General features: G+C 72.0%; 21 protein-coding genes and 1 pseudogene. 11 read left to right on the plus strand and 11 right to left on the minus strand.

The window, feature by feature from the left end; translation table 11 throughout:
- Positions 1–83 precede the first annotated feature (83 nt).
- A complete protein-coding gene (locus IPQ09_03110; protein MBL0193212.1) occupies positions 84–2,423 on the plus strand; it encodes a protein kinase in 2,340 nt (779 codons plus the stop codon).
- A complete protein-coding gene (locus tag IPQ09_03115) occupies positions 2,414–3,154 on the plus strand; it encodes a hypothetical protein (protein MBL0193213.1) in 741 nt (246 codons plus the stop codon). Before IPQ09_03110 ends, IPQ09_03115 begins: the two co-directional genes overlap by 10 nt.
- 920 nt (positions 3,155–4,074) lie before the next feature.
- On the opposite strand, the gene IPQ09_03120 is transcribed toward IPQ09_03115, so the two are convergent.
- Positions 4,075–4,794 (minus strand): flagellar biosynthetic protein FliR, encoded by a 720-nt coding sequence (locus tag IPQ09_03120; GenBank protein ID MBL0193214.1) that lies wholly within the window; start codon positions 4,792–4,794, stop codon positions 4,075–4,077.
- A 141-nt stretch (positions 4,795–4,935) separates the two neighbouring features.
- Between IPQ09_03120 and IPQ09_03125 the strand changes: the two genes are divergently transcribed.
- Complete coding sequence (locus IPQ09_03125; protein MBL0193215.1) at positions 4,936–5,781, plus strand: MaoC family dehydratase N-terminal domain-containing protein; 846 nt, start codon at positions 4,936–4,938, stop codon at positions 5,779–5,781.
- Between the two features lie 48 nt (positions 5,782–5,829).
- Here IPQ09_03125 and IPQ09_03130 read toward each other — a convergent pair whose 3' ends face one another.
- Both IPQ09_03130 and IPQ09_03135 read right to left on the minus strand, forming a co-directional pair.
- Positions 5,830–6,984 carry a hypothetical protein gene (locus tag IPQ09_03130; protein MBL0193216.1) on the minus strand — a complete coding sequence of 385 codons (1,155 nt, stop codon included), beginning with the start codon at positions 6,982–6,984 and terminating at the stop codon, positions 5,830–5,832.
- 87 nt (positions 6,985–7,071) lie between these two features.
- On the minus strand, positions 7,072–8,034 hold the full coding sequence (locus IPQ09_03135) for a cupin-like domain-containing protein (protein ID MBL0193217.1): 963 nt from the start codon (positions 8,032–8,034) through the stop codon (positions 7,072–7,074).
- Positions 8,035–8,684: 650 nt separating this feature from the next.
- Here IPQ09_03135 and IPQ09_03140 point away from each other — a divergent pair.
- Positions 8,685–9,674 carry a fasciclin domain-containing protein gene (locus IPQ09_03140; protein MBL0193218.1) on the plus strand — a complete coding sequence of 330 codons (990 nt, stop codon included), beginning with the start codon at positions 8,685–8,687 and terminating at the stop codon, positions 9,672–9,674.
- Between the two features lie 191 nt (positions 9,675–9,865).
- Here the strand turns inward: IPQ09_03140 and IPQ09_03145 are convergent, their stop codons facing one another.
- On the minus strand, positions 9,866–10,306 hold the full coding sequence (locus tag IPQ09_03145; GenBank protein MBL0193219.1) for a hypothetical protein: 441 nt from the start codon (positions 10,304–10,306) through the stop codon (positions 9,866–9,868).
- A 228-nt stretch (positions 10,307–10,534) separates the two neighbouring features.
- Here IPQ09_03145 and IPQ09_03150 point away from each other — a divergent pair, with 228 nt between their 5' ends.
- Positions 10,535–11,728 (plus strand): acetyl-CoA C-acetyltransferase, encoded by a 1,194-nt coding sequence (locus tag IPQ09_03150; protein MBL0193220.1) that lies wholly within the window; start codon positions 10,535–10,537, stop codon positions 11,726–11,728.
- A gap of 123 nt (positions 11,729–11,851) precedes the next feature.
- On the opposite strand, the gene IPQ09_03155 is transcribed toward IPQ09_03150, so the two are convergent.
- Positions 11,852–12,604 carry a hypothetical protein gene (locus IPQ09_03155; GenBank protein MBL0193221.1) on the minus strand — a complete coding sequence of 251 codons (753 nt, stop codon included), beginning with the start codon at positions 12,602–12,604 and terminating at the stop codon, positions 11,852–11,854.
- 139 nt (positions 12,605–12,743) lie between these two features.
- On the opposite strand from IPQ09_03155, the gene IPQ09_03160 reads away from it, so the two are divergent.
- Both IPQ09_03160 and IPQ09_03165 read left to right on the plus strand, forming a co-directional pair.
- On the plus strand, positions 12,744–13,694 hold the full coding sequence (locus tag IPQ09_03160) for a hypothetical protein (protein ID MBL0193222.1): 951 nt from the start codon (positions 12,744–12,746) through the stop codon (positions 13,692–13,694).
- Between the two features lie 132 nt (positions 13,695–13,826).
- Entirely contained in the window at positions 13,827–14,183 is a 357-nt protein-coding gene (locus IPQ09_03165) for a hypothetical protein (GenBank protein MBL0193223.1), read from the plus strand.
- Between the two features lie 51 nt (positions 14,184–14,234).
- Here IPQ09_03165 and recA read toward each other — a convergent pair.
- Positions 14,235–15,352: pseudogene (gene recA / locus IPQ09_03170) on the minus strand (recombinase RecA).
- Positions 15,353–15,521: 169 nt separating this feature from the next.
- Here recA and IPQ09_03175 point away from each other — a divergent pair.
- Positions 15,522–16,517 (plus strand): diacylglycerol kinase, encoded by a 996-nt coding sequence (locus IPQ09_03175; protein MBL0193224.1) that lies wholly within the window; start codon positions 15,522–15,524, stop codon positions 16,515–16,517.
- A 27-nt stretch (positions 16,518–16,544) separates the two neighbouring features.
- Here IPQ09_03175 and IPQ09_03180 read toward each other — a convergent pair whose 3' ends face one another.
- Positions 16,545–17,228 (minus strand): redoxin domain-containing protein, encoded by a 684-nt coding sequence (locus IPQ09_03180; GenBank protein MBL0193225.1) that lies wholly within the window; start codon positions 17,226–17,228, stop codon positions 16,545–16,547.
- Positions 17,229–17,304: 76 nt separating this feature from the next.
- On the minus strand, positions 17,305–18,330 hold the full coding sequence (locus IPQ09_03185) for a hypothetical protein (protein MBL0193226.1): 1,026 nt from the start codon (positions 18,328–18,330) through the stop codon (positions 17,305–17,307).
- Positions 18,331–18,414: 84 nt separating this feature from the next.
- Between IPQ09_03185 and IPQ09_03190 the strand changes: the two genes are divergently transcribed.
- Positions 18,415–19,794 carry a hypothetical protein gene (locus IPQ09_03190; GenBank protein ID MBL0193227.1) on the plus strand — a complete coding sequence of 460 codons (1,380 nt, stop codon included), beginning with the start codon at positions 18,415–18,417 and terminating at the stop codon, positions 19,792–19,794.
- Positions 19,795–19,821: 27 nt separating this feature from the next.
- On the opposite strand, the gene IPQ09_03195 is transcribed toward IPQ09_03190, so the two are convergent.
- Entirely contained in the window at positions 19,822–20,559 is a 738-nt protein-coding gene (locus IPQ09_03195) for a metallophosphoesterase family protein (GenBank protein ID MBL0193228.1), read from the minus strand.
- 128 nt (positions 20,560–20,687) lie between these two features.
- Here IPQ09_03195 and IPQ09_03200 point away from each other — a divergent pair, with 128 nt between their 5' ends.
- Positions 20,688–21,296: a hypothetical protein gene (locus IPQ09_03200; GenBank protein MBL0193229.1), complete on the plus strand. Its 609-nt coding sequence runs from the start codon at positions 20,688–20,690 to the stop codon at positions 21,294–21,296.
- Positions 21,297–21,335: 39 nt separating this feature from the next.
- Here the strand turns inward: IPQ09_03200 and IPQ09_03205 are convergent, their stop codons facing one another.
- Both IPQ09_03205 and IPQ09_03210 read right to left on the minus strand, forming a co-directional pair.
- Positions 21,336–22,484 (minus strand): hypothetical protein, encoded by a 1,149-nt coding sequence (locus IPQ09_03205; protein ID MBL0193230.1) that lies wholly within the window; start codon positions 22,482–22,484, stop codon positions 21,336–21,338.
- A 120-nt stretch (positions 22,485–22,604) separates the two neighbouring features.
- On the minus strand, positions 22,605–23,342 hold the full coding sequence (locus tag IPQ09_03210) for a haloacid dehalogenase-like hydrolase (GenBank protein MBL0193231.1): 738 nt from the start codon (positions 23,340–23,342) through the stop codon (positions 22,605–22,607).
- A 110-nt stretch (positions 23,343–23,452) separates the two neighbouring features.
- On the opposite strand from IPQ09_03210, the gene dnaJ reads away from it, so the two are divergent.
- A complete protein-coding gene (dnaJ, locus tag IPQ09_03215; protein MBL0193232.1) occupies positions 23,453–24,571 on the plus strand; it encodes a molecular chaperone DnaJ in 1,119 nt (372 codons plus the stop codon).
- The last annotated feature ends 1 nt before the right edge of the window (position 24,572 follow it).

Raw genomic sequence — 24,572 nt, forward strand, 5'->3', positions numbered from 1 at the left:
GCCGCGACCTCAATCGCGGAACCAGGCCGGCGCGCGCACACGAGGAGGGCGCGAAAAACCCGCGGATCGGCTACGGTGTGCCCGTGGACTCCGCCCACGCGACGAAGGTGTGCTCAGCGTGTGGCGGCAAGTACCCCCAAGACGCGCTGTTCTGCCCGGCCGACGGCGCGCCCCTCCAGAGCAGCACGAGCTCGGCCCGCGGCGGCGAGGGGCCCGATCCGTATCTGGGCCGCGAGATCTCCGGCCACATCGAGGTCAAGCAGCTCGCCGGCGTGGGCGCCATGGGCCGCGTCTACCGCGCCTACCAGAAGGGCATCGACCGCGACGTGGCCGTCAAGGTGCTCCACCGCGAGCTGTCCGCGAACAAGCAGCTCGTCGCGCGGTTCACCCGCGAGGCCAAGGTCGCCTCGCGCCTGCAGCACCCCAACGCCGTGCAGGTCCACCTCGCAGGTCAGCTGCCCGACGGCGCCATGTACATGGTCATGGAGTTCCTCGACGGCCTGTCGCTCCAGAGCGCCCTCGCGGCCTCGTCGGGCGCCATGCCGCTCGGGCGGGCGCTGCACATCGGCCTGCAGCTCTGCGACGCCGTCGGCGAAGCGCACACCCAGGGCATCGTGCACCGCGACCTCAAGCCCGAGAACGTGATGCTCGTGCGCCGGGGCGACGACGCCGACTTCGTCAAGGTTCTTGACTTCGGCATCGCGCGCATCAACTGGGGCGAGCAGTCGATGGCGACCGCCGCCGGGCTCATCTTCGGCACCGCGCGCTACATCTCGCCCGAGGGCGCGAAGGGCGAGGGGGTGAACCCCCCGGGCGACGTGTACTCGATCGCCACCCTGCTCTTTCAGATGCTCTCGGGGCGCACCCCGTTCGAGAGCGACCAGGCCGTGGCGCTGCTCCTCCAGCAGATCCACGACACGCCGCCGTCGCTCGTCAGCGTCCCGCGCGCGTCGTACGTGCCGACCCCCATCGCCGACGTCATCATGCGCGGGCTCGCGAAGGATCCCGCGGCGCGCTTCCCCGACGCACGCGCCTTCGGCCGCGCCCTGGCCGAGGGAGCGCTGCGCGCGGGCCTCTCGGGCAGCGATCTTGGCCCGCTCGCGGTGGGCTCCGGCGGCGGCGGCCTCCTCAAGCTCGTGAGCCTCGAGCGCACGCGCCAGCTCGAGCTCTCGTCTGACCTGCAAGAGCGCATGGCCGCCCCACCCGCGTCGCGGCAGCGCCCGAGCGGCACCGAGGTGCCCCCGCCGAGCTCGCTCCCGGGCAACGCCACCGTCCGGTGGAGCCCCGCCGATCCCATCCCCGCGGCGCGCCCGCTCGACACCACGCTGGACGACACGTCCGCCCCGCCCGCGCCCGTCGCTCCCGTCGCGCTCGCGCCGCCCACGGTCGAGTCGCGCGAGGTGCAACCCGCCACGCCGTCCTTCCCGCCCACGCCGACGCCACCGCCCGCGCGCTCCAGCCGCGCGCGCCTCACGACCGCCGCGCCCGACGACGACCTCGACGAGCACGAGCCCCCGCGGGCCTCCGCGCGCCAGGGCCGCACCTCGCTCGTGACCATCGTCCTCGTCTGCTTCGCGATGGGCGTGCTGCTGTCGATAGGTGTAGCCTACAAGCTTGGCCGCATCGGCCCCGACCGCGCCCTCGAGGCCGAGCTCGCGCGCTCCCAGGCCGCGCTCCTCGCGCACCGGCTCTACGAACCGCCGGGCGACAACGTGCGGGAAATCACGGCGCTCGCGCTCCAGCGCTGGCCGCGCGAGCCGCGGCTGCTCGAGGTGCGGGGGCGCGCCTGCGACGAGCTCGTGACCCTGGCGCGCGTCGAACGGAACGCGCCCGAGTCGCTCCGCATCGCGAAGATCGCGACCGACCTCGACCCCACCGATCCCTCGGCGAAGCGCCTCGTCGAGGACCTCGAGAGCGAGGTCGCCAAGCTCGTGCCGCCGGAGCCCACGACCGCGCCCCTCGCCTCTGGAAAGCCGCCCGGGCCTTCCACGGGCCCTGGTCCCGCGCCGGCGCCCGGTCACTCCACCGCGCAGACCTCGCTCGACGTCTCGCCCGCGGCGCCGCGCGTGGGACAGACCGTCGCGTTCGTCGGCCGGGCCCCGGCGAAGGGAAAGATCGTCGATCCCGCGTTCACCGTGTCGGGCACCACGCTCGCCCCCGCCCGCATGCCCGCGCTCCCCGCCGGGCCCGGCGTCTACCGCGGCGCCTTCGCCTTCCTCCAGCCGGGCGCTTACCAGGTGGTGTTCACGGCCGCCGTCGACGGCGCGCCCACGCGCGTGGAGCGCACGGTGACCGCGGCGGCGCTCGGCGCTCCCGCGCCCACCTCCGCGCCCACGACCGACCCGCCCGACAACCCGCCTCTCCCCACCGCGCCCACGGCCCCCACGGCCGCGCCCTCGAGCTCCAGCGCGCGATGGCTGTAGACTGCAAGTGGTTCTCTCTCGTGGCGGTCGGGGGGCTCGCGCTCGCCGAGCCTGCCGCGGCGGAGCCTCCGCGCGAGGCGCGGGCCGAGCTCGCGGCCTCCGCCCCGCCCGCGGCGGTCGACCTCGGGCCGCGCCTCCACGCGCAGATCGAGCTCGCTACCCTCGTCCTGCCCACCGCCGGGCTCTTGGGCCCGGACCGCCGGCCGACGACCGGCGCCGACGTGGCGCTGCCGCTCGGCTTTCACTTCCACTACCGCGCCGATCAGTGGGCCCTGGGGGCGACCGCGTCGCTCGGGCTCTTCGCCCTCACGAGCTCCCCCTACGGCGGCACCCCCGCGCTGCCGCGTACACATGAGCGGGGCTTCTTCCAGCTCGGCCCCGAGGCTCGGTACTCCCTGCGCGAGGGCCGCCCGTGGGAGATGTGGCTCGGCGGCAAGGCGGGCCTCGTCATGCTCGCCGACCGCTACGCGACCGTGCCCGGCGACACCGTGCCCTCGAACTACGGCGTCAAGACCGACAGCGTCCGCAGCGAGGGCCTCTTCGCGCTCGTGGGCGGCGGCGGGGCGTGGCGCATGACCGACCTCTTCACCCTGGGCCTCGACCTGCGCGCGGGCGCCCTCGCCTTCCCGTCGGGGCGCCGCTGCTCGCCCCTCGGCGACTGCAGCAGCATGACCGGCGTGTTCCCGGCGCTCGAGCTCGGGCTCGCGTTCGGTCTCCTGCGCGATCTCTGAGGCCCTCCCAGGGTCGCCGGAGTGCGTGCACAATGCATGCATGCATGCATGCATGCATGCACACTTGGGCCGTCAGCCGCGCGCGCCGCCCTCCGCGGGCGGGCCCCGCCGGCCCGGGGCGGGGGCCGGCGCCCCCGCCCCCCCGGCGGGAGGGCCCCGGGGGGGGGGCCCCGGGCGGGGGGGGCCCCCGCCGGGGGGGGGGGGCGCGCGCCCCGCCCGCCCCGCGCGGCCGCGGCGGCAGGGCGCCCCCCCCCCAAACCGCAAGCCCGGCCGGCCCCCCCGCCACCAAGCCGGCGAAGACGCCCCGGGGCCGAGCGCCCGACCAACGCCCACCGAGCGGGACCCCCACCCAAGAAAAAAGGGCCCCCAACCAGGACCGCCCGGGAGGCCAGGGAACAAGCCCAAAGAAAGAGCGGCCGCCCACCCGGAGGGGGAACCCGAGCGAAACAGGCGCGACCGGCGAAGACCGCGGGCCACCCCAACCGGGCGCACCGCCCGGCGAGCCGCGGCACCCGCCGCCCCCGAGAGAGCGCCAGGCGACGGGGGAACGGGGGGCCCCCCGACAGGCGCCCCGGGCCGCCCCCGACCGGCGCACCCGGGGCCACCCGAGGCGCAAACGAAAACGACAACGAGCGGCCCCCCGGCCCGGCCCGCCCCCACAGCCGCGGGGGGCCACCCACCGCACCCACAAAGAAACACCCACAAAGGACCCCCCCCCAGAAGGCCGGGGAAGCCCGCCCCAGAGCCCACGGAGGCCCCCCAGGGGCAAGCCGCCCCAGGAAAGAGCGAGGCCGCACCAAAAAGGGGAGAGCAGCAAACCCCAACCCGAGCCCCCCCGACACGCGGGGCGGGCCGCGAGGAAAACGGCAGAACGACGCCGCGGAGAAAAAAACCCAGGGACACAAAAGGGGCGACCGGAACTAGGGCGCCATCGCGAGCAGCGCCGCGACCCGCTCCAGCGCCACGGCGAAGAACGCGAGCAGCGTGACGGCGCGGAGGCTCGGGAGCGCGCCACGGAGCGATGCGAGCGGGCTCCGCGAGAGCACCGCCTGCGCGGCCGCGACGGTGACGCCCGCCGCGACCAGCGGGCCGCCCACCACGAGCGCGAGGGTCACCCCGGCCGCGAGCGTCCCCACCGTGTGCACCACGAGGTCGTCGCCCACCTCGGCGCGCACCACCGCCCGCGCGATGCTCGCCGGCCCTCCGGTCGCGAAGAAGAACACGCCGCCCAGCAGCGTGAGGAGGGTCGCGCTCGGCGACTCGGCGTCGGCCACGGCGGGCAGGCGCGCCTCGAGCCGCGCGCCGCGCAGCTCGTCGAACAGGCCGCCCGCCATGCTCGCGGCCCACATGGGCACGGCGCTCGCGATCGCGAGCGGCAGGCCGCGCAGCACGTCGAGGGCCAAGGTCACGATCGGCCCGCCCACCTCCGGCGCCGCGCCCGACAGCGCCGGCGAGATCGCGAACGCGAGGCACAGCGCCATCGACGCGCGGACGGTGACGGGCAGCCCGCGCAAGCCGAACGCCGGCACGAGCAGCGTGGTCGGGAGCAAGCGCGCGAACCCCCGCGCGAGCCCGAAGCCCGTGCCCTCGAGCGCGAACGCCCGCACGACCTGGTCGAACACGCCGAGCTCGGGCCCCACGGCGCGTGGATAGCACCTCTCGCGGGCCCGTGCGTGCTCGCGGGCGCTTCCCGCGGAGATGCGTGCAGTACACATACACAAACGCGGAGGCGCGACGACCGCGTTGACGCGGGCCGCGCGTCTCCCCCATGCTGCGCCGCCATGGCGCTCGACCTCACCCTCGTCGGAAAAGAATCGGACCCCCGCCCCTTCACGTACACGTGGAAGGACACGGTGCTCTACGCGCTCGGCGTGGGCGCCAAGCGCGACGAGCTCGACTACCTCTTCGAGGGGCGCGGGCCGAAGGTGCTCCCGAGCTTCGCCGTAGTCCCCATGTTCGAGCCCATGTTCGACCTCGTGGCGCAGGCCGGCGGCGATCTGTCGATGGTCGTGCACGGCGGCCAGCGGGTGCGCCTCCACAAGCCGTTCGCGCCGGAGGGCACCGTCTCCACGACCGCGAAGATCCGCGGCATGTACGACATGCGACGCTTCGCGAACGTCTTCGTCGACACGACCACCCGCGACGCGGTGGGCGAGCTCATCGCCGAGACCACGGCGAGCATCATCTTTCGCGGCGAGGGGGCCTGGGGCGGAGAGCCGCCGCCGAAGGAGCCGCGGCGAGAGATCCCGAAAGACAAGGAGCCTGACTTTCGAGTCGAAGAGGCCACCGCGCCGGAGCAGGCGCTGCTCTACCGGCTCTCGGGCGACGTGAACCCGCTGCACGCCGATCCTGCCTTCGCCGAGAAGGTCGGCTTCACCCAGGGTCCCATCCTCCACGGGCTGGCGACCTACGGGCACATGGTCCGCCACGTCGTGCGCGGCGCGTGCGGCGGCGACGGCGACCGGCTGACGGGGTTCGACGCGCAGTTCCGCAAGCCCGTGTGGCCGGGCGATACGCTCGTCACCGAGGGGTACCTGGTCGAGCCCGGGCTGTACGCGCTCAAGGTCTCGGTGAAAGAGCGCGCCGAGAGCGTGCTCACCGCCGCCTGGGCCACGGTCGCGGGCTAATCCGCGGTCGCGGTCGGGCCCGCTGATTTCGCCCGACTCAACGTCGGATCACCCTCGGCGGCGGCGGCGCCCGACGAGGGCGAGGGCGCCGATCCCAAGGAGCCCGACCGCGGCGAGGAGCTCGCCACCACGCGCGGGCGAGGCGGCCGCGCAGCCCGAGGTGTCGGTCGGGACGGGCTCGGCGGGCGCCTCGGTGGTCGACGCGCTCGGCGGCGAACCGGGCAGCGCGCCCGTGGGGGTGCCACCAGGCCCGGGCGCCGGCGAGGAGGCATCGACCCCCGGCGCGGCCCCGTCGGGCCCCGCGTCGGCGCTCCCGGGACCGGGCGGGCACGTGATCCCCGACTTCACCTGCGGAGCGGCGAGCGTGGTATCCGCGCGGAGGGCCGCCTCCGTCAGGGTGGCGGCCGCGGCGCTGTCCCCCGCCAGGTGCGCGAGGAAGAAGGCCGTCGCGTAGCGCGCGTGGACGGTCTGCCGCGCGGGCGCTGCAGCGCCGCCGCAGAAGGGGCCGCACGTGAGGCGCGCCGCGCTCTCCCCGTCGCAGTGAGTCGCGCCCACCACGTCGGCGAAGACCACGGGGCCCGGGCTCGCGCTCGCGAAGGGCTTCCAGGCCGCCTGGTTGTTGCAAGAGCCCCCCGCCGCGAAGAGCGAGAGGGTCGGGCTGCACAGCGTGCCGTACGCGGCCTTGCCCGCGCCGTCCTTGTCGACCGGGTCGAAGAGGACGACCGCCCGTGGCTTCATCTTGGCGGCGGCGACCGTCGTCGCGAGGCCGCCCGCCGAGTGGCCCTCCAGGCCCAGGCGGCTCGCATCGGCCTTCGGCAGCGCGGTGCGCGCGTACGCGACGAGGGCCTCGATGACCGCGGCGTTCTTGGCCGTGTCGGGCGCGAAGGCGTTGGGGAAGGTGGGCGCGATCACCACGAAGCCGTGGCTCCCGAAGTGCTCGGCCCAGCCGACCTGGTTGGCGGCGCTGGCCGAGAAGCCATGGCTCGCGATCACCAGGGGATACGGCCCGGGGCCGGCTGGGACCACCACCTTGCCACCGTCGGCGCCGCCGGTGCCGCGCGGCAGATCAGTGGTGGCCGTCCCCTCCGCCCCCTTCACCCCGTAGTCGGCCGCGAAGGCCTCGCCTTCGAGCGCGAGGACCCAGGCGAACGAGGCGAGCGAGGCGAGCGAGGCGGCGAGGAGAGGCAGAGCGGCGCGCTTCATTCCGCGCAGCCTAGCGAAGCGCTCGCCGGCCACAAGGGTAGTTTGCATACGAAAGATCTCCACGCGAAGTTTCAGCCGGCGCCCGGCTCAGGGGAAGCCGGGGCCGTAGTCGGTGAAGGCGTTCGGCCGCCGGAACGCGAGCAGCGAGAAGCTGATGCTCACGTCGAGCGAGCGCACCTCGTGCCACCAGCCGGCCGGGAGGAACAGCGCGTCCCCGGGCTCGAGCACGATCCTGTGACGGCGCGCGGGGAACGCAACGGAGTCGCCTCGAAGCGTCGAGTAGAACCCGCGCGCCTCGTCCAGGAGGCTCGCCTCGAGCGGTGAGGCGAGGACCATCTCTTTTCGACCGTAGAGCTGGCAGAAGAGGATGTTCGTGGTGTCGTGGTGGAACGGCGTGATCGTGCCCGCGGGGCCGAGCCAGAACGAGGTGCCACCCGCGAGCAGCCCACGATCGAACCAAGCATCGTCGATGATGACGTCGTCGAGCAGCGCGCCGAACGTGGCGCGATCCATGTTCTTGTTGTGCGCGACCGAGTAGAGATCGTTCGTGGGGGTCTCGGCGCGAACGAGCGCGACGTACTCGGCGAAGGTCATGCGAACGGCGAGCTGACGCGAGCGGCGGTCGTAGTCGTTCGGGAAGGCGTCTCGCCCACGCACGACCTCGATCTCCTCCCCGCCGAGGCGCTCGGCGAGCCGCTCCGGGGTCCACTCGCGCGCCGGCCACCCGCGGGTGAAGTCGGGGAGCACGCACGGACGGTTCGCCTCGAAGTAGCGCGCGTAGAACTCGTCGGCCGAGGGCGTGGACCTGCGCTCGATCTCGGTCGGCTCGAGCGCCCGACGGAGGGCGAGGACCTGGTCGCGACGGTCTCGCGCGCTCCGCTCGCGGCGCAGCGCGGGGAGCAGGGGCGAGGTGGCGAGCGCGGCGATCTCGCGGACGGCGATGTGCTTCGGCACGCCCGCCCCCGCGAGGGCCTCGACGAGCTGCTCAGGCTGCACGCCCGCGCCGAGGTCCTCGATCGCCCACGCCCGCAGCGCGTCCGAGAGCCCCACGGCCTTCCGAGGCGACCTCGGGGACGCGGGCCTCGCGCTACGCCGTGGCCAAGGGCGACGTGTCATCGCTGAGAGGGGCGGGGCTGCGAAGAACGCAGCGCGGTGGGGCGCCGAGGCAGCGTAGCGAGCACCTGCCGAGGGTGTGTGGGGCCTGTGAGAATGTCAAGCGGGGCCTCCCGCCTCTTCTGCTGCGCCTCCGCGGCTGCGGTAGCTCCCCTGCGCGCGGCTCGGACGAGGGCGCTCGGCTCTGACCGCGCGGCGGGGCGGGGCGGGGCGGGGCTGGCTCGTCGGGAGGGGTCGCGAAGCGCGCGCGCTCCACTCATACACACCTTGCACAACGTTTCACGGTCGAGCCTCCCGCTTGCCCCAGAAATTCAGCGTAAATACCCACCGGAGGTGCCCAGGATGAACAAAGTTCGTTCATGGCTTGACAATATCTATACAAAGTCTAACTTCAGCATGTCCTCGACGACGGCGCTTCGGCGGGTCGCGAGGATCTCCGGGGCCGCCTCTGCTTTGGCGGCCGTCGGGCCAACGTTCCGCCGTGCGTCTCCGGGCGCGCCACGGTGTCGCTGCGCCGCGCTTCGCCCTGGAGCGTCCCGTTCACCACAGCCTCTCGCGTCCCCTTCCCCTTGATCGGAGATCACCCCATGAACCTCGCCGTCCGCTCCATCGTCGCCTCGTCGCTCGCCGTCGCCCTCTTCGCCTGCTCGGATAGCGGCACCTCCGACCCGGCGCCCGCGCCCACGGCGACGGCCACGGCGACCGCCACGGCGACGACCGCGCCCACGACGCCGCCCCCCGCGCAACTCACGAACATCGTCGATACGGCGGTCGGCGCGGGGAGCTTCAAGACCCTCGCCGCCGCGCTCACCGCCGCCGGCCTCGTCGACACCCTGAAGGGGCCCGGCCCATTCACCGTGTTCGCCCCGACCGACGAGGCCTTCGCGAAGCTGCCCGCGGGCACCGTCGAAGCGCTGCTCAAGCCCGAGAACAAAGCCGCGCTGACCAGCATCCTCACGTACCACGTCGTCTCCGGCAACGTGAAGGCCGCGGACGTGACGAAGCTCGCCTACGCCGAGACCATCCAGGGCGGAGACCTCCGCATCAAGGTCTCGGGCTCCGACGTCATCATCAACGACAGCATCAAGATCGTGAAGACCGACATCCTCGCCTCGAACGGCGTGATCCACGTGCTCGACGCGGTGCTCGCGAGCCCGCCCAAGGACATCGTCGAGACCGCCACGGCGGCCGGTTCGTTCAAGACGCTCGTGGCCGCGGTCGGCGCTGCCGGCCTCAGCGAGACCCTGAAGGGCAAGGGTCCGTTTACGGTCTTCGCCCCGACCGACGCGGCGTTCGCCAAGCTCCCAGCGGGCACGGTGGAGAACCTCCTGGTCCCAGCGAACAAGGCCCAGCTCGTCGATATCCTGAAGTACCACGTAGTCGCCGGGAAGGTGCGCTCCGACAAGGTCGTGGGCCTCACCTCGGCCCAGACCCTGCTCCCCATGAACACCGTCGCGATCAAGGTGGAGGGCGCGAGCGTGTTGCTCAACACCACCACTAAGGTGACCAGCGTCGACGTCGACGCCTCCAACGGCGTCATCCACGTGATCGACAGCGTGCTCCTCCCGAGCAAGTGAGCCCGCCGGGCGCGCAAGCCGGGCCGGCCCAGCCAGCATGAGCCGCGCTCAACCACGCCCGCCCAGCCCTCCTTCGAGGGGTGTGGCGGGCGCGAGCGATTCCGCGCCTACCGGACGGCGGGCTCCGGGGCGCCGTAGAGCTCAGTGAGCGGATCGCGCGTCGAACTTCGCAGCGGAGTGAGCGACGAGCCTCATTGGCTGACGGCGTTGAGGCACGAGGCGACGCCCACGATGCTGAACACGAAGAGGGCGATCGCGACCCGAATCCAGAAGATGGCGTTGCCGATGCTTCCAATCGTCGACATGAAGCCGCCGGGCTGGTGGCCGCTCGTGAAGGTCATGCCGCCCCCGAAGGGCTGCACGTGGGGCGCGCCGTAGCCTTGCTGAGGCGGCACGGGGCCCCCGTAGGCGCCAGGCGGCGCAGCGCCGTACCCGTGCTGTGGGGGCGGACCGTAGCCACCCTGCGGCGGGGCACCGAAGGGCGCAGGAGGTCCGTACGCCCCCTGCCCGCCCGGGGCGCCGTAGGCCTGCTGCGGGGGAGGTGCGGCGAGCGCCTGCCCGCAGTACACACACTGCGTGGCGGTGGGGTTTTGGGAGGCGGCCCCGCACTTCGGGCAGTTGGGCATCGACATGGCAGACCTCGTGGCCACACGGTTTCATCCCGTGGGTGGACGGTGCTTCAGCGTATCTCGTGAGCGGAGCGCGTCAAAGGCTCCGCGGAGGCGCGAGCGGGGCGCAGCGCGGCGGGGAGACGCGAGCCGGGCGCGGCGCCCCGCACCGGGGGCTACCCTCGCCGACCCAAAGTGCTAAGGGTTGCGCGCAGCGACGACAACCCGAACCCCCCACCACGTGAGATCCCCATGGCCAAGCTGTCCAAGTCCATCGTCATCGTCGGCGCGAAGCGCACCGCCTTCGGCACCCTCCAGGGCACCCTGAAGGGCGTCACCGCGAACGATCTGGCGACTCACGCCGCCAAGGCCGCGATCGCGCAGTCAGGCATCGCGGCGGACGCGATCGGCCACGTCATCATCGGCAACGTGATGCAGACCAGCGCGGACGCGATCTACTGCGCGCGCCACGTCGGTCTGAAGGCCGGCCTCCCCATCACCACGCCCGCGCTCACGGTCAACCGCCTGTGCGGCTCAGGGTTCCAGGCGATCATCAACGGCGCAGAGCAGCTCCTCCTCGGCGAGGCCGAGTCGGTCCTCGTCGGCGGCACCGAGAACATGACCCAGGCCCCGCACGTGCTCCGCGGCGCGCGCGACGGCTTCGCCTTCGGCAAGGCGCCGCAGGTCGGCGACTCTCTGTGGGACGCCCTCACGGACAGCTACTGCCAGACCCCGATGGCGATCACGGCCGAGAACCTCGCCCAGAAGTACGGCATCACGCGGGCCATGTGCGACGAGCTCGCGCTCTCCAGCCAGAAGCGCTGGGCGGCGGCGAACGAGCGCGGCGCCTTCAAGGACGAGATCGCGCCGATCGAGGTCGCACAGAAGAAGGCGACGGTCAGCTTCGCCACCGACGAGCACCCACGCCCGCAGACCACGACCGAGGCGCTCGGCAAGCTCGGCCCCGCCTTCAAGAAGGACGGCGTGGTCACCGCGGGCAACGCCTCCGGCATCAACGACGGCGCGGCGTGCCTCGTGCTCACCACCGAGGAGAACGCCACCGCGAAGGGCCTCAAGCCGCTCGCGCGCATCGTGCAGTGGGGCGTCGCCGGCGTGGAGCCCAGCCTCATGGGCATCGGCCCCGTCCCCGCGATCCGTGACGCGCTCGCGCGCGCCGGGCTCGAGCTCAAGGACATGGACCTCGTCGAGGTGAACGAGGCCTTCGCCGCGCAGTACCTCGCGTGTGAGAAGGAGCTCGGCCTCGATCGGGAGAAGACCAACGTGAACGGCGGCGCCATCGCCATCGGCCACCCGCTCGGCGCGAGCGGCGCCCGCATCGTCACGCATCTGGTCTACGAGCTCGCGCGCCGCGGCGGTCGCTACGCCGTGGGCAGCGCGTGCATCGGCGGCGGCCAGGGCCTCGCGGTCATCATCGAGCGCATGTAATCTACACGCGTGTAGTCCACATTGGTGCGAGGGCTTGAGCCTCTCGTCCGTGTGTAGCGCGGGCAGCGCGCCGGGAGACCGAGCCTGCCCGCGTGTCCGCGTCGCGTCTCGAGCGCGGACGTCCTACTTCCAGCTGCCCACGGGCTGCGTGACGCTCGGGTTCACCTGGCCAGGAGGGGGCACGGCGCTCTTCGAGCCGAACTGCTGCACGTTGCCCGAGGTGGTCCCGGCCGGCATCAGGCTGCCGCCAATGCCGACGCGGATGACGTCGAACCCCGGCATCGCGGCCGGCGTGAACGTTCCCTTGACGTCGGCGACGGGCACCTCGACCGAGAGCTCGAGGGCGTCGCCGAAGCGCCGCGACACCTGCGCCGCGCGCTTCTCGGCGAAGAGACCGTCGGCCGTGGAGAAGTCCATCGCCGCGGTGAGCGCGATCCACGCCGGCATGTCGGGCGCGCCCCCCATCGACTTGAACGCGCGGTGACACACGATCGCGCCGCCTTCGTACTTCAGCTTGATGGACAGCGCGCTGCTCGAGCCGGTGCGCGGCGTGAACGTCGCGGCGTACTCCGGCTTGATGGCCGCGATGAGCGCAGCCCCGGTGAGGCCCGGCACCCCGTCGCAGACCTCGTCGGGGGTGGCCAGCGGGTACGTGGGCGGGGGCCCGCTGGCGTCGGCTACGCTGCCGTCGGGCGGGCTCACCGTGGTGTCGGTCGTGGCGTCGACGGGCGTGGGTGCCGCGTCATTCGCCGGCCCGGCGTCGGTGGCGGTGGGACTGCTCGTGATCGCGCACGCGCTCGCGGCGATCGTGAGTGCCAGCCCAAGCGCGAGTGAGGTGGAGAGTGAGATCCGCATGACGTCCGCGAAGCAAACCATGTGCCAAACAAGCCTCTTCGCGAATTTGAGACGTTGTGGGCGGGCGGGGCGGCGGCCTTGGCACGGATTGGCACCAAGAGGTGGCCACGAGCGCGAGCGCGCGGTTGCGTGGCCCCGCCGATCCTGCGAGCGTACGCGCATGCACGCATCCTCCCTAGCCCGCACGCGATCCCTTGGCTTTTTCATCGTGGCCGCCCTCTTGGTCGCGCCGCTCCTCGTCGCGTGCGACAAGAAGGGAGAGGGCGCCTCCGCGACCGCCTCGGCGACCCCAAGCGCGTCGGCCGCGCCCTCGGCGGAGCCCCCGAAGGAGACAGGGACGAAGCTCACGAAGAAGTCGCCCGCGGCCGGCGCAAAGCGCACCCAAGACGAGTCCAGCACGACGAACATCAAAATCTCGCTCGGCGGGAAATCGATGGCCATGCACGAAGAAGAGTCCAAGAAGGCCGAAGAGGAGATCCTCGAGGCCTCCGGGGACACGGTGACCAAGCTCAAGGTCACCTTCGTGGACGACAAGAAGTCGTCGTCGGAGGGGGGCAAGCCCGCGAAAGAACGGAAGAGCCCGCTCGCCGGCAAGACGTACACGGTCTCCGCGAAAGACGGAAAGCTCACCGTCCTGAACGACAAAGACAAGCCCGCGCCCAAGGCCGAAGCGGACCTGGTGGCCAATCAGTACCACGACCTCGGCAAGCCCGACGAGATCATGGCCGCGATCCCCACTCGCGCGCTGAAAGAAGGCGACGACGTCCCCGAGCTCGCCGGCGCCTTTGAGAAGAAGATGGCGAGCGAGGCCAAGGACCCCAAGAATCCGAAAGAGAAAGTGGCCTTTGAAGGGGCCAAGTTCACCTTCAAAGGCAAAGAGGGGGACTCGGCTGCCTTCGATGTCGTCGTGACGATGAAGGCCGACGTGGGCTTTCTTGGCAAGATGACCGTGCCGCTGAAGGGCAAGATGCTGATCCGCGTCGCCGACGCCTGGCCGGCCTCGATGACCCTCGCCGGCCCCATAGGCTTCGAGCTCACGGAGAAGGACAAGAAGGCCGGGACCGAGGCCAGCGGCGACCTCAAGCTGCAGCTCGGCTGGAGCTACAAGTAAGCGAGACGGGCTCGCGCTCCCGAGGCGGCGCGCTCGGCGCGTAGACGGGTCACGAGCGCCGTCAGCACCCGCCACGGAGCGCGCCGTCCGCGTCGTCGCCGCCACCGGCCGGAGCTGGTAAGGTTCCCCGTCATGGACGAGCAGCAGAGGAAAGACGCGTGTCGGCTCATCGCGGGGCTCGTGGTCTCGGACGACGACCTCGACGCGCGAGAAGACGCCTTTCTAGACCGCCTGCTCGCTCGCTTCGGTATCCCGCAGAGCGAGCGAGAGACCATCTTCCCCATCGTCGATCGCGACGACGCGGCGGAGGCGATGAAGGCGCTCCCGATCGAAGCGCAGCTCGAGGCCTTCACGCTCCTCGTCGCGGCCGCGGCGGCCGACGGCAAGGTCGCGGCGGAGGAGCGCGCCTACCTCGACGCCGTCGCGACGGTCGTCGGCTTCGATGCCGCCGCGCTCGACGCCGCGATCGCGGCCGCGCTCGCGGGCTGAAGGGCCCCGCGCCGCGAAGCGCCGAGGTCGAGCTCGGCGGGCTCGCGAGAGTCAGTTCGCGGGCTTCGCGGGCCGGGCCTTCGCGTCTTCGGCGGCCGCGCCGTTCTTCGCGGGCTTCGCGGGCGCAGCGGCGACGGGCTCGGGCGTAGACGGCTTGATGTTGTTCTTCACGAGCACCATGCGCTCGAGCCTGTCCATGAGCTCGGGGTGCTGGTCGAGGTAGGCCTTCGCGTTCTCGCGGCCCTGGCCGATTCGCTCGTTTTGGAACGAGAACCACGCGCCGCTCTTCTCGACGATGCCGAGGTCGGACGCGAGGTCGAGCACGTCGCCTGCGCGGCTGATGCCCTGCCCGTAGAGGATGTCGAACTCGACCTCGCGAAACGGCGGCGCCATCTTGTTCTTCACGACCTTCACGCGCGTGCGGTTGCCGACGACCGTGGGCTCCTTCTTGTCGGACGCGGCGGCCTCCTTGATGGCGCCGATGCGGCGCACGTCGAGGCGAACCGACGCGTAGAACTTGAGGGCGTTGCCGCCCGTCGTGGTCTCCGGCGAGCCGAACATGACGCCGATCTTCATGCGGATTTGGTTGATGAAGATGAGCAGGCAGTTCGAGCGGGCGACGCTGCCGGTGAGCTTGCGCAGCGCCTGGCTCATGAGGCGCGCCTGGAGGCCGACGTGGCTGTCACCCATGTCGCCCTCGATCTCGGCCTTGGGTACGAGCGCCGCGACCGAGTCGACGACCACGATGTCGACCGCGTTCGAGCGGACGAGCATGTCGGCGATCTCGAGGGCCTGCTCGCCGTAGTCGGGCTGGGAGAGGAGCAGCTCGTCGGTCTTCACGCCGAGCTTGCGCGCGTAGCGGGGTCGAGCGCGTGCTCCGCGTCGATGAAGGCCGCCACGCCACCTGCTCGCTGGGCGCTGGCGATGGCGTGGAGGGTGAGCGTGGTCTTGCCGCTCGACTCCGGCCCGTAGATCTCCATGATGCGACCGCGCGGGTAGCCGCCGATGCCGAGCGCGATGTCGAGCCCGATGCTGCCGCTGGGCACCACCGAGACGTCGCCGCCGAGGTGCTCGCCCTCCTTCAGGCGCATGATGGAGCCCTTGCCGTACTCTTTTTCAATGCTGGCGAACGCGAGCTCGATGGCCTTCGCGCGGTTCTTGTCTTCCATCGGCGGGACTCCTAGCGTCGCGGGTGCGACCACGTGATTGCGTGACCTGGGAGGAGCCAGAGTACTATCCGTGTGTTCAGCTGTCAAGGGCGGGGCGCGGAGGCGGCGTCCGGCCCCACGTGACAAGAGTCTGACGGCGCGGGGCTGAGCGCGAGCCTAGCTTCACCCCATGACCGTCGCCGTCCTCGTCAACGTCAAGTCACGTCACGGCTCTGCCGCTGTGGGGGAGCGCATCCGCGCGATCCTTCCGGAGGCGCGGGTCGCGGTCACGAGCTCGCTCTCGGAGGCGCGGGCGTGGGTGAAGGACGAGATCGTCGCCAACCGCCCCACCATCCTGCTCTCGGGCGGCGGTGACGGCACGGCCATCGCGCTCCTGAACGAGCTCCGCGAGCAGGGGGTCGAGCTCCCCACGTTCGGGCTCCTCGGGCTCGGCACGGGCAACGGCTGGGCACGTGCCACGGGCGGCGTGGGCAAGCGGGCCGTATTTCGCGATCTGCAGGCGCTCTCCGCGGCCGGGCCGCGCGTGCCGCTCCGTCGCTTCGATCTCGTCGAGACCGAGGGCCAGGTCACGCCGTTCGCAGGGACCGGCTGGGACGCCGAGATCCTCTCGGACTATAAGGCCGCGCTCGCCGTCACTCCGCGCTTCGTCGACCGTATAGGCGGCACGCGGCTCGGGTACCTGCGCAGCATCGTCACCCGCACCATCCCCCGCCAGTTCACGCAGAAGCGCCCCATCGTGCGCGTGGTGAACCTGGGGGAGCCCGCGATCATGCTGGACGCCAAGGGGAAGGCCGTGCCCATGGCCGATGGCGGGCGCGGCAAGGTGCTCTACGAGGGGCCGCTCGGCGTGGGCGGCGCGGCCACCACCGAGGAGCTCGGGCTCGGCTTCCGCGCGTTCGCGCTCGCGCACCTCGTGCCGGGCCGCATGCAGGTGCGGGTGTTCTCGGCGTCGATGCCGAAGACCGTCCTTCGGGTCCCGCAGATTTGGAACGGCATCCACCCCATCCCGCACGACCACAACTTCTTCCTCACGCGGTGCCGCTTCGAGTTCGACCGCGAGGTGCCCTTCGAGATCGGCGGCGATCTCGTCGGCAACCGGCGCGAGATCGAGCTGAAGCTCCACCCGAGCCCCATCTCGCTCGTCGACTTCCGACGCGTGAACTGAGCGCGGCGAGCGCGCGCTGGCCGCGCTTCAGTAGGTGGCCGGCGGCGCGTTCGCGAGGCGGAGGCCTTCACGCACGTACGCGGCGACGTCGCGAGGCGCGCCTATCCCTTGGTCCAGAATCTCCATGGTGCGCGTGTCGATGAGCGCGTTCCACGGGAAGCCGTCGATGCCAAAGACGCTGAGCCGCCGCCCGTCGACGTCGAGCAGCACGGCGTGCTTGGTCTCGTAGGTGTCGCACCAGGTCTCGAGGTCGGCGAGCGAGGGCCCCACGCTGCGCTTCGCGCCCTGCATGAGCACCTGGATGATCACCGCGCCCTCGGCGCGGAGCGCGCTCGCCGCGGCCAGGGTCTGCTTCGCCTCGCTGGCGCACACGGGGCACCAGCCCGCCACCCCCTGGATGTGGAGCAGCCGGCTGCGCTTCGCGTCGGGATCGTACAGATCGGCCATGGCGAGCGTCTTCAGCGTGCCCTGCGGATTGCCGTCGAGGTAGCCCTGGAACGCGAAGTTCGCGAGGCGGTCACCCGCGCGGACCTTCGAACGCGCGCGCGTGCCGATGTGGTCCGTGGGGTACGCGAGGCCGTCCGGGTTCACCGAGACCGCGGGCACATCGGGGTCGACGAAGGGCGTCGACGGCGTGGACGAGCAGCCCGCGAACGCCAGCGCGCCGGCGAGGGCGGCGGCGCCAGCGACGCGTGACAGAGCGAAGGCCATACGCGCAGTGTCTCGGATTCGCGGCGGAACTCAAGGCCGGCCTGTGAGCCGCGGAGGCCCGGCCCGGCCGGCGGGGTCACGGGGTCACGCAGACCGCGAACGCGCCGAGGTAGTCTTGGAACGTCCCGCGGAACGTGCCCCCGCCCGTGGGCCGGAGCTCGGCGCCGTTCACCGTGAAGTAGAGCTCGACGTCGGCCTCGACGTAGTGGCCAGTGGGGTCGCGGCGCAGCGTGTACCGAGGGCAGTCGGCGCGGTCGCGAACGCGGGCGGACGCGGGCCACTCGAAGGGATCGAGCGCGCGGAGGTCGAGCGTGTAGTGTGCATTGTTTCCCCAGCGGGCGTCGAAGCTCACGTACGAGGTCGTGAACGCGGCCTCGCCCACGAACCGCCGGTGCACTTGGACGTCGAGCTCGCGCCACAGGTTGGGGTTGTCGCGATCGGTCACGCCGGCCTTCCACACCTCGAAGCCGACTTGCCGGAGCGCCGCGCGCTGCCGCGCCCAGGTGTCGTACCTGAAGCCGCCCTCGAGGGAGCGCCACGCCCCATCGCAAATGCGACCGTTGCAGGTCGCGCGCTCGATGCCGTAGCTCGCGTTGCCGAGCCAGCCCGGCTCGCTCGCGGAGGGCGCGACCCGGAAGTGGTAGTTCTTGCCGTAGTCGGAGTCGAAGTTGTTGCAGCCGTACCGGTCGTTGTTCTGGAACCACATCTCGAGATCGCCGGTGGAGTCGAGGGGGATGCCCGGCTCCGGCGCGCCCGCACCAGGCCCGTCGGGGCGCAGGCCGGCGACCTGCACGGAGCGCACCTCGCCGCCGTTCCACCGGTACCAGGCCGTGACCGACCACGCGGGGCGGCCCGCGTACGTGGCCTGGCAGCGCGCGCGGCTCGAGGCGTAGAGGACCTTCAGGCGCTTGCCGCGCTCGAGCGCGCCGCGCACCTCGGTCGTGTAGTCCCCGTGGAACACGACGGTCGCCTCGGCCGTGGACGCCTGCCCGAGCTCGCCCGCCATGTCCTCGAGATCGGGGCCGGCGCCGGAGCAGCCCGAGAGACCGAGCGCGAGGGAAGCCGTCAGGAAGACACCTAGAGCGGAGCTGACGTAACTCATGGGCGCGTTACTAGCTCCGAGCCGCGGAGAGTCAAGGCACAATCGCACCTTGTGTGATGGCCGCGCGAGGGCTAGGAGCGGCTCATGCGCCGCTCGTCCGCCTCGTCGCACGCCTGGCGGACTCCGAGGGCGCACGCGAGGCTCGCCTCCGCCGCGGGGCTCGCCGCGCTCGTCGCGCTCGTGGCCGTCGGCGCGGCCGGCTGCGACAAGGGCACGCGCCCCGACGCAGGCGACCCTCCGACGAGCCCCTCGACGCTCGCGCGGCGCCTCGGGCTCGACGCGGCGGCCCTCGCCCCCGAGCCCTCCGATCCCGTCGCGCCCGCGGGCAACCTCCGCGAGGAGGCCGCGACCTTCACCACCCTCGAGGCGTGCGTCGTCGAGCGCGCCGCGAAGCTCGATCCGCTCTTCGGCGACGCCGTGCGCGCGATCGGCTACGACACGCTCTTTTATGACGGTTGCCGGACGGTCCAGGCGGCCAAGGAGCGTGACGCGCGCCTGTGTGAGCCCATCGTCTCGAGCGCGCTGAAGGCCCGCTGCGAGACGCTGGCGGCCATCGCCCGGGGCGACGCCGACGCGTGCCCCCGGGTCGACGTGACCACGGTCGCGCAGGGGCGCAGCCCCACCTGCCTCGCGGCGGCGGCCGGCGACGCGCGGCTGTGCGCCGGCGAGCCGAAGATCTCGCGGATCCACTGCGAAGCGCTGGTGCTGCGCGACGAGCACAGGTGCGAGTGGGTGCCCGACGACGCGCTCCAGCCGGGCATGGGCCGCCGCTCGTGCCTTCGCGAGCTCCAGCGCCTGCGCGCGTTGCTGCCGGAGCTGCACACGAACCTCGCGCCGCTCGTCACGCCGAAGGCGACGCTCAGGGTCACCTACGGCCGCGCGCGCGGAGGCCCCGACGCGCTCCTCGACGCAGGCCGCAACGGAGGTGCGGAGCTCGACGCGGGACGCGAGCCACCCGTGGACGCGACGAGCGACGTGGAGCGCGGGGCGGTGATTTTTCCCGCGTACGCGCGCCGCGATCTCTTCGACCGAACGCGACTCGCCGTGGAGCTCGGCGATCTCGTGGAGCCGACGCCGGGGTTCCTCGCGTCTTCACCCACGCGCGCGCCACGGCTGGCCCTGCTCGTGTCGTTCGGCAAGGGCGGCGTCGACGCGCGGGTCGAGCGCGCGGAGCTCGTGCTCCCCGGCGCGCGGACCCGGGTCTACCCCTCGGAGAGAATGAAGAGCGCGGTGACGGTCACGAAGCTCGAGGCGCACCGCGGCGGTGAGCTCTCGCTGCGCTTCTCTGGGGAGATCGACGGCGTGACGATGGGCCTCGAGGTCACGACCTTCGTGCGCGACGTCGTCACCCAGGTGCCCTCGAACCTGCCGAGCTCCCTCCTCGCGGCGACCCCGCCGAGCGACCTCGACGCGGGTCCGCTCGCGTGGCCCACCAAGCCGTCAAGCGCGCGCGACGCGCAGTGAGCCGGCGGGGCCGAGCGACGACTCGGGCTAGACGCCGATGAACAGGCGGTGCGCGAAGTTGCGCTCGAGCTTCGCGCGCAGCACCTTGTCGGCCGCGAGCTCGATGTCGTACTCGACGCGCTTGAACTCGAAGCGCTTCTTGTCGGTGTCGTAGACCGTGTAGCTGGCGCGGTTGTCGAAGTCGCGGGGCTGCCCGACGCTGCCGACCGACACGATGTACTTCTTGTCGGGCTCGAGCACGAAGTCGGCGCTGGAGAGCTCCTCCACCGAGTTCTTCGTCAGCGCGAAGACCTTGCAAAGGTGCGAGTGACCGATGAGCGTGATGTGCCCGAGCTTCTCCCAGATCGGGAGGCACTCGCGCGCCTGCTCGGGCGCGAAGATGTACTCGAACTCCTCGAGCCGCACGGGCGAGCCGTGGCAGAGGAGCACGTCGGAGTCTTCCACCTTGTGCTGGTACGGGAGACCCTTGAGCCAGCCCATGTTCTCGCTGGAGACCATCGACGCGTGGATGTCCAGCGCGTGGCGCGCCGCCTCGTAGTAGTACGAGTAGTCCATGCGGCCGGCGACGGCCGCGTCGTGGTTGCCGAGGATCGTGACCTTGGCGAGCCCACGCACGATGTCGGCGCACTCGTTCGGCGAGCCACCGTAGCCCACGGTGTCGCCGAGGCAGTAGTACGTGTCGATCTTCTCGTCGCGGTAGGCCTCCAGCACCGCGCTGAGCGCCTCGATGTTCGCGTGAGTGTCGCTGAAGATGCCGAAGCGCATAACTTCTCATGACCGTAGAGCCTTTTCCGCTCCGATGGAACCTAATCGCGCGGATCTTGCGCCCGCGCCGCCGCCGGTCCGCGACCCGCGCCTTGCGAGAATCGGCGCGGCGTGCGATTCCCCGCGGGATGAGCGACGAAGAGACGAACGGGCGACCCCATGTGCGGGAAGATTTGCCACCCCCGGCAGAGCTAACCCCCCCGCCCCCGAGCGTCGCGGAGGCGCTCAGCGCGTGCGTTCGCTTCGTGCACGCAAAGTACGGCGTGCTCCTCGACGGAACGTCCGACACCCTCAGCTTGCTCGACCAATACGTGCGCGACGCGCGCGCAGAAATCGCCGCGAAGCCCGCCGCGCTGGAGCTGCTCGCCACCTCGGCGGGCGCTTACCTCGGCGAGGTGCTCCGACGTGAGTACGGCGCCGAGTGGCTCGCGGAAGGCGACCCTTCGGGCTGGCGGCTCTTGTTCACGCACGTGTTCCTCTCGTTCAACCCGGTCGGCCTGGCACGGGAAGCGCTGGTGTCCGCCGAGCAGGAGGGCTGGCACGCGCACCTCGCGACGGACCCCGCCGAGCAGGACGGCGTGATGGCCAGGCTCGCGTCGCTGCCGGACGTCGACGAGGAGGAGTACTACCTGCCCTCGACCCGCTTCGACGTCGTGGGCATCGTGTTCGAGCACCTCCGCGCACGGATGGCGCGTACGGGCACGTCCGACGTCACCTTCTCGGCCGACGACTACTGAGCCAGCCCCCGTGGGCCTGGAAGGCGCGTTGTTCCGTGCCTATTTCCCGGCCTCGCGCCCCGCGTCGGCGAGCCCGCCGAGCGCCGCCGCGCCCGGGGCCGCCACCGCCTCGGACGTCGAGGCCGTGTCGCCCAGCGCCGAACGCCACGCGACCTGGTAGCGGCCGGGGGCGAGGCCGTCGAGCGCGAGCTGTCCGTAGGCGCCGACCCACGCCACCGGGAGACCGTCGAGCCACACGACCGAGAGCCCCGTCGTGGGGTTCGACAGGTCGAGCGTCGCGTTGCTGGTCGGATCGCCGTGGCGCAGCGCGCGCAGCTCTTGAGGCGAGAGCATGCGGCCGGCACGCTCCCTCGGGAACAGCTCGCCGGAGGGCGCGGTCAAGGGCGGCGGCGCGAGCAGCGAGGAGCTGAGCACGTCGGGCCGGCGCGCGAACGAGCTGGCCTCGATGATGAGCGTCCCCTGGGTGCTCCACCGAAACTCGGCGTAGAGGGGCACGTCCTCGAGGGCGCAGGCCGGCGTACGCGGCAGCGCGTTCGCGAGGTCGAGCAGGAACCGACAGAGCAGGACGCCTCCCTCACCGACGTCCGCGACGTGCGCGAGGTCGAGGGTCACGATCGCGGAGCGTGCGGTGATCTCGACGCGACGCGTGCGCGCGCCGAGGCGCCGAGGTCCCTCGCCCTTCGACGAGACCTCCGCCTGATCGAGCGGGCCCACGTCGAGGCGGCGATCCGCGAAGAGCGCCCGCAGCGTGCCGGGTGCGAGGGCGCGGTAACGGGTCCCGAGCACCGCGATGTGCCCGAGGCGGTCGGCGCGCGCGCGCAGCTCGAGGTCACGCGGGAACACGAAGCCCTGGCCCTCCGGCTGGAGGCGCATGCGGGTCTGCGAGAGCTCGACGCGCGCGCGCCGCTCGACGCGCCGCTTCGCGAGGTCGATCCCCGCCGGGTTGTGCTCGGGCAGCTTCGGGGTGCCGGTCGACTCGGCCGTGTGAAACCACAGCTCGACGACGTGTGCGGGAGACTCCTTGGTGGGGGCCACGTCGGCTCGCAGCACCTCGCCTGCGCGCAACGGTACCGCCGGCGGCCCCGCGTCGGGGCCCGCGTCGACCTCCACGATGGAGCTGTCGACCGCCTGCGCGTTGGCGAGCGGCGCAGGCATCACCTGGGCCTGCGGGCTCGGGTGGTCCTGCACTTCCCCGGGGGCCGGGGTCTTGGCGCACCCGGCGAGCGCGAGCGACAGCGCCGCGGCCCGAGGCGAGCGCGCTCGCGCTCGAGACTGGCGCGCGCCGCGAGGCCCCGCGCCGCGCCGCGCTCATGGCATGTCGAAGTCGGCGACCACGTGCACGCGGGGATCGAGGGGCGGAGCGCCCGGGAGGTGCTGGGTGTCGACGAAGACGCTCTCGGTCCCGGGGTGCTGGCCGAGCAGGATGTTGCAGTTGCCTGGCTCGTTGTCGAACACGCCGATCACCTCGCCGAGGCGCGCGAGGCGCGGCCCGAAGTCGGCCTTGAAGACGTCGTCGGGGATGTCGAAGGCGGGCTTGAGGATGAGCTCAGTGCCCGGCAGCCCGATCGGGAAGCCGCTGTCGCGGAGGCTCTTCCAGCTGCCGACGCTCATGGCTGGCAGGTCACGGCCCGTGAAATACGTAACGATCGCGCCAGCTTCGTAGCAGGCGCGCGCGAACTGCACGGCGCCCGGGAGCGGCACGTCGTGGCGGATGTGGTCGTCGGCGAAGAAGCGAGCCTTCCAAAAGGCCTCGGCCTCGGGCACGAGGGCCTCCGGGATACCGAGCTTCGCGAGCGTGTCCTTCATGAGGTAGAGCAGGCGCTCCGGCGCCGCGTCGAGCAGCGTCTGCGACTCCGCCGGGTGGCTCTCGCGCCAGGACTCGCCGAGCTCATGGAGGATCGCGCAGGTGCGCGGCCGGTTGTCCATCAGCGTGCCGTCGAGATCGAAGGCGATCACGCGTGCGCGACCGTTGGTGGGAGCGCAGCGCTCCACGATGCGCCGGAGGAGCGCGTGCTTGTCTGGGTTAGGGAGTCTCGGGTAGGCCATCGCGCGGGCGCTCTCGGTAGCATAGGTCGGGCGAGAGCCAAAGCCCGGAGCGACGCCCCGTGCAGTCCCCTCGGCGCGGGGGTGGCGGGTGTGCTACGTGCGAGCCCGCAATGAGCCAGCGGGACCACTACGACGTGCTCGGGATCGCGCGCACCGCCTCCCCGGAGGAGATCAAATCGGCGTTCCGCAAGCTCGCGTCGCAGCACCACCCGGACAAGAACCCGGACGACCCCGGCGCCTCGTCGCGCTTCAAGGAAATCAGCCTCGCCTACCAGGTCCTGTCCGACCCGCAGCGCCGCTCGCTCTACGACCGCATGGGCCACCGCGCCGAGGAGTCGGGGTCGCCCTTCGGCGCTGGAGGCCCGTTCGCGGGCGGCGTCGTGGACGTGAGCGACCTCAACATCGACGGCTTCCTCGGCGATCTGCTCGGGGTCTTTGGCGTGGGAAAGGCCGATCGCGGCGATCTCAAGCGCAACCTCGAGGTCACCTTCGAGGAGGCCGCGTTCGGGTGCGAGAAGGAGCTGAAGTACGAGCGCGTCGTCCCCTGCGGCGACTGTGAGGCCACGGGGGCCGCGCCGGGCACCAAGCCGGACGCCTGCTCGATGTGCGGCGGACGCGGCCGCGTGCGGATCCAGCAGGGGCTCATCCCGATCGCGGTCGATCGCACCTGCGCCCGGTGCAAGGGCTCGGGCCGCATCGTGCTGCAGCCGTGCAAGACCTGCAAAGGGAGCGCGCTCGTCACGCAGGGCCACGCGCTCAAGATCACGCTCCCGCAGGGGGTCGATCACGGCGCCACCAAGCTGGTGCCGGGGGCCGGGAACCGCCCGCGCCCCGACCGGGGCGCCGGCGATCTCGAGCTCACGATCGTCGTGCTCCCCCACACCTTCTTCAAGCGCGTGGGTGACGACGTGGTGTGCTCCGCGCCCATCACGTTCGTGCAGGCCGCGCTCGGCGGCGAGATCGAGGTGCCCACCCTCGACGGCAAGGGCAAGCTCCGCGTGCCGGCGGGCACGCAGCCCGGCGCCGTGCTGCGCATCAAGGGCAAGGGCATCCCCTACCGCGCTGGCATCGGCCGCGGCGATCAGCGCGTCGAGGTGCACCTCGAGGTGCCCACCACGCTCACCGAGAAGCAGCGCGCGCTGCTCGCCGAGTTCGCCGCCGAGAGCGGCGAGGAGCTCACCGCGCAGCAGCGCTCGTTCATGGACAAGCTGCGCGATCTCTTCGGGTAGC

The organism is Myxococcales bacterium (assembly GCA_016720545.1).
Lineage (GTDB): Bacteria > Myxococcota_A > Polyangia > Polyangiales > Polyangiaceae > JAAFHV01.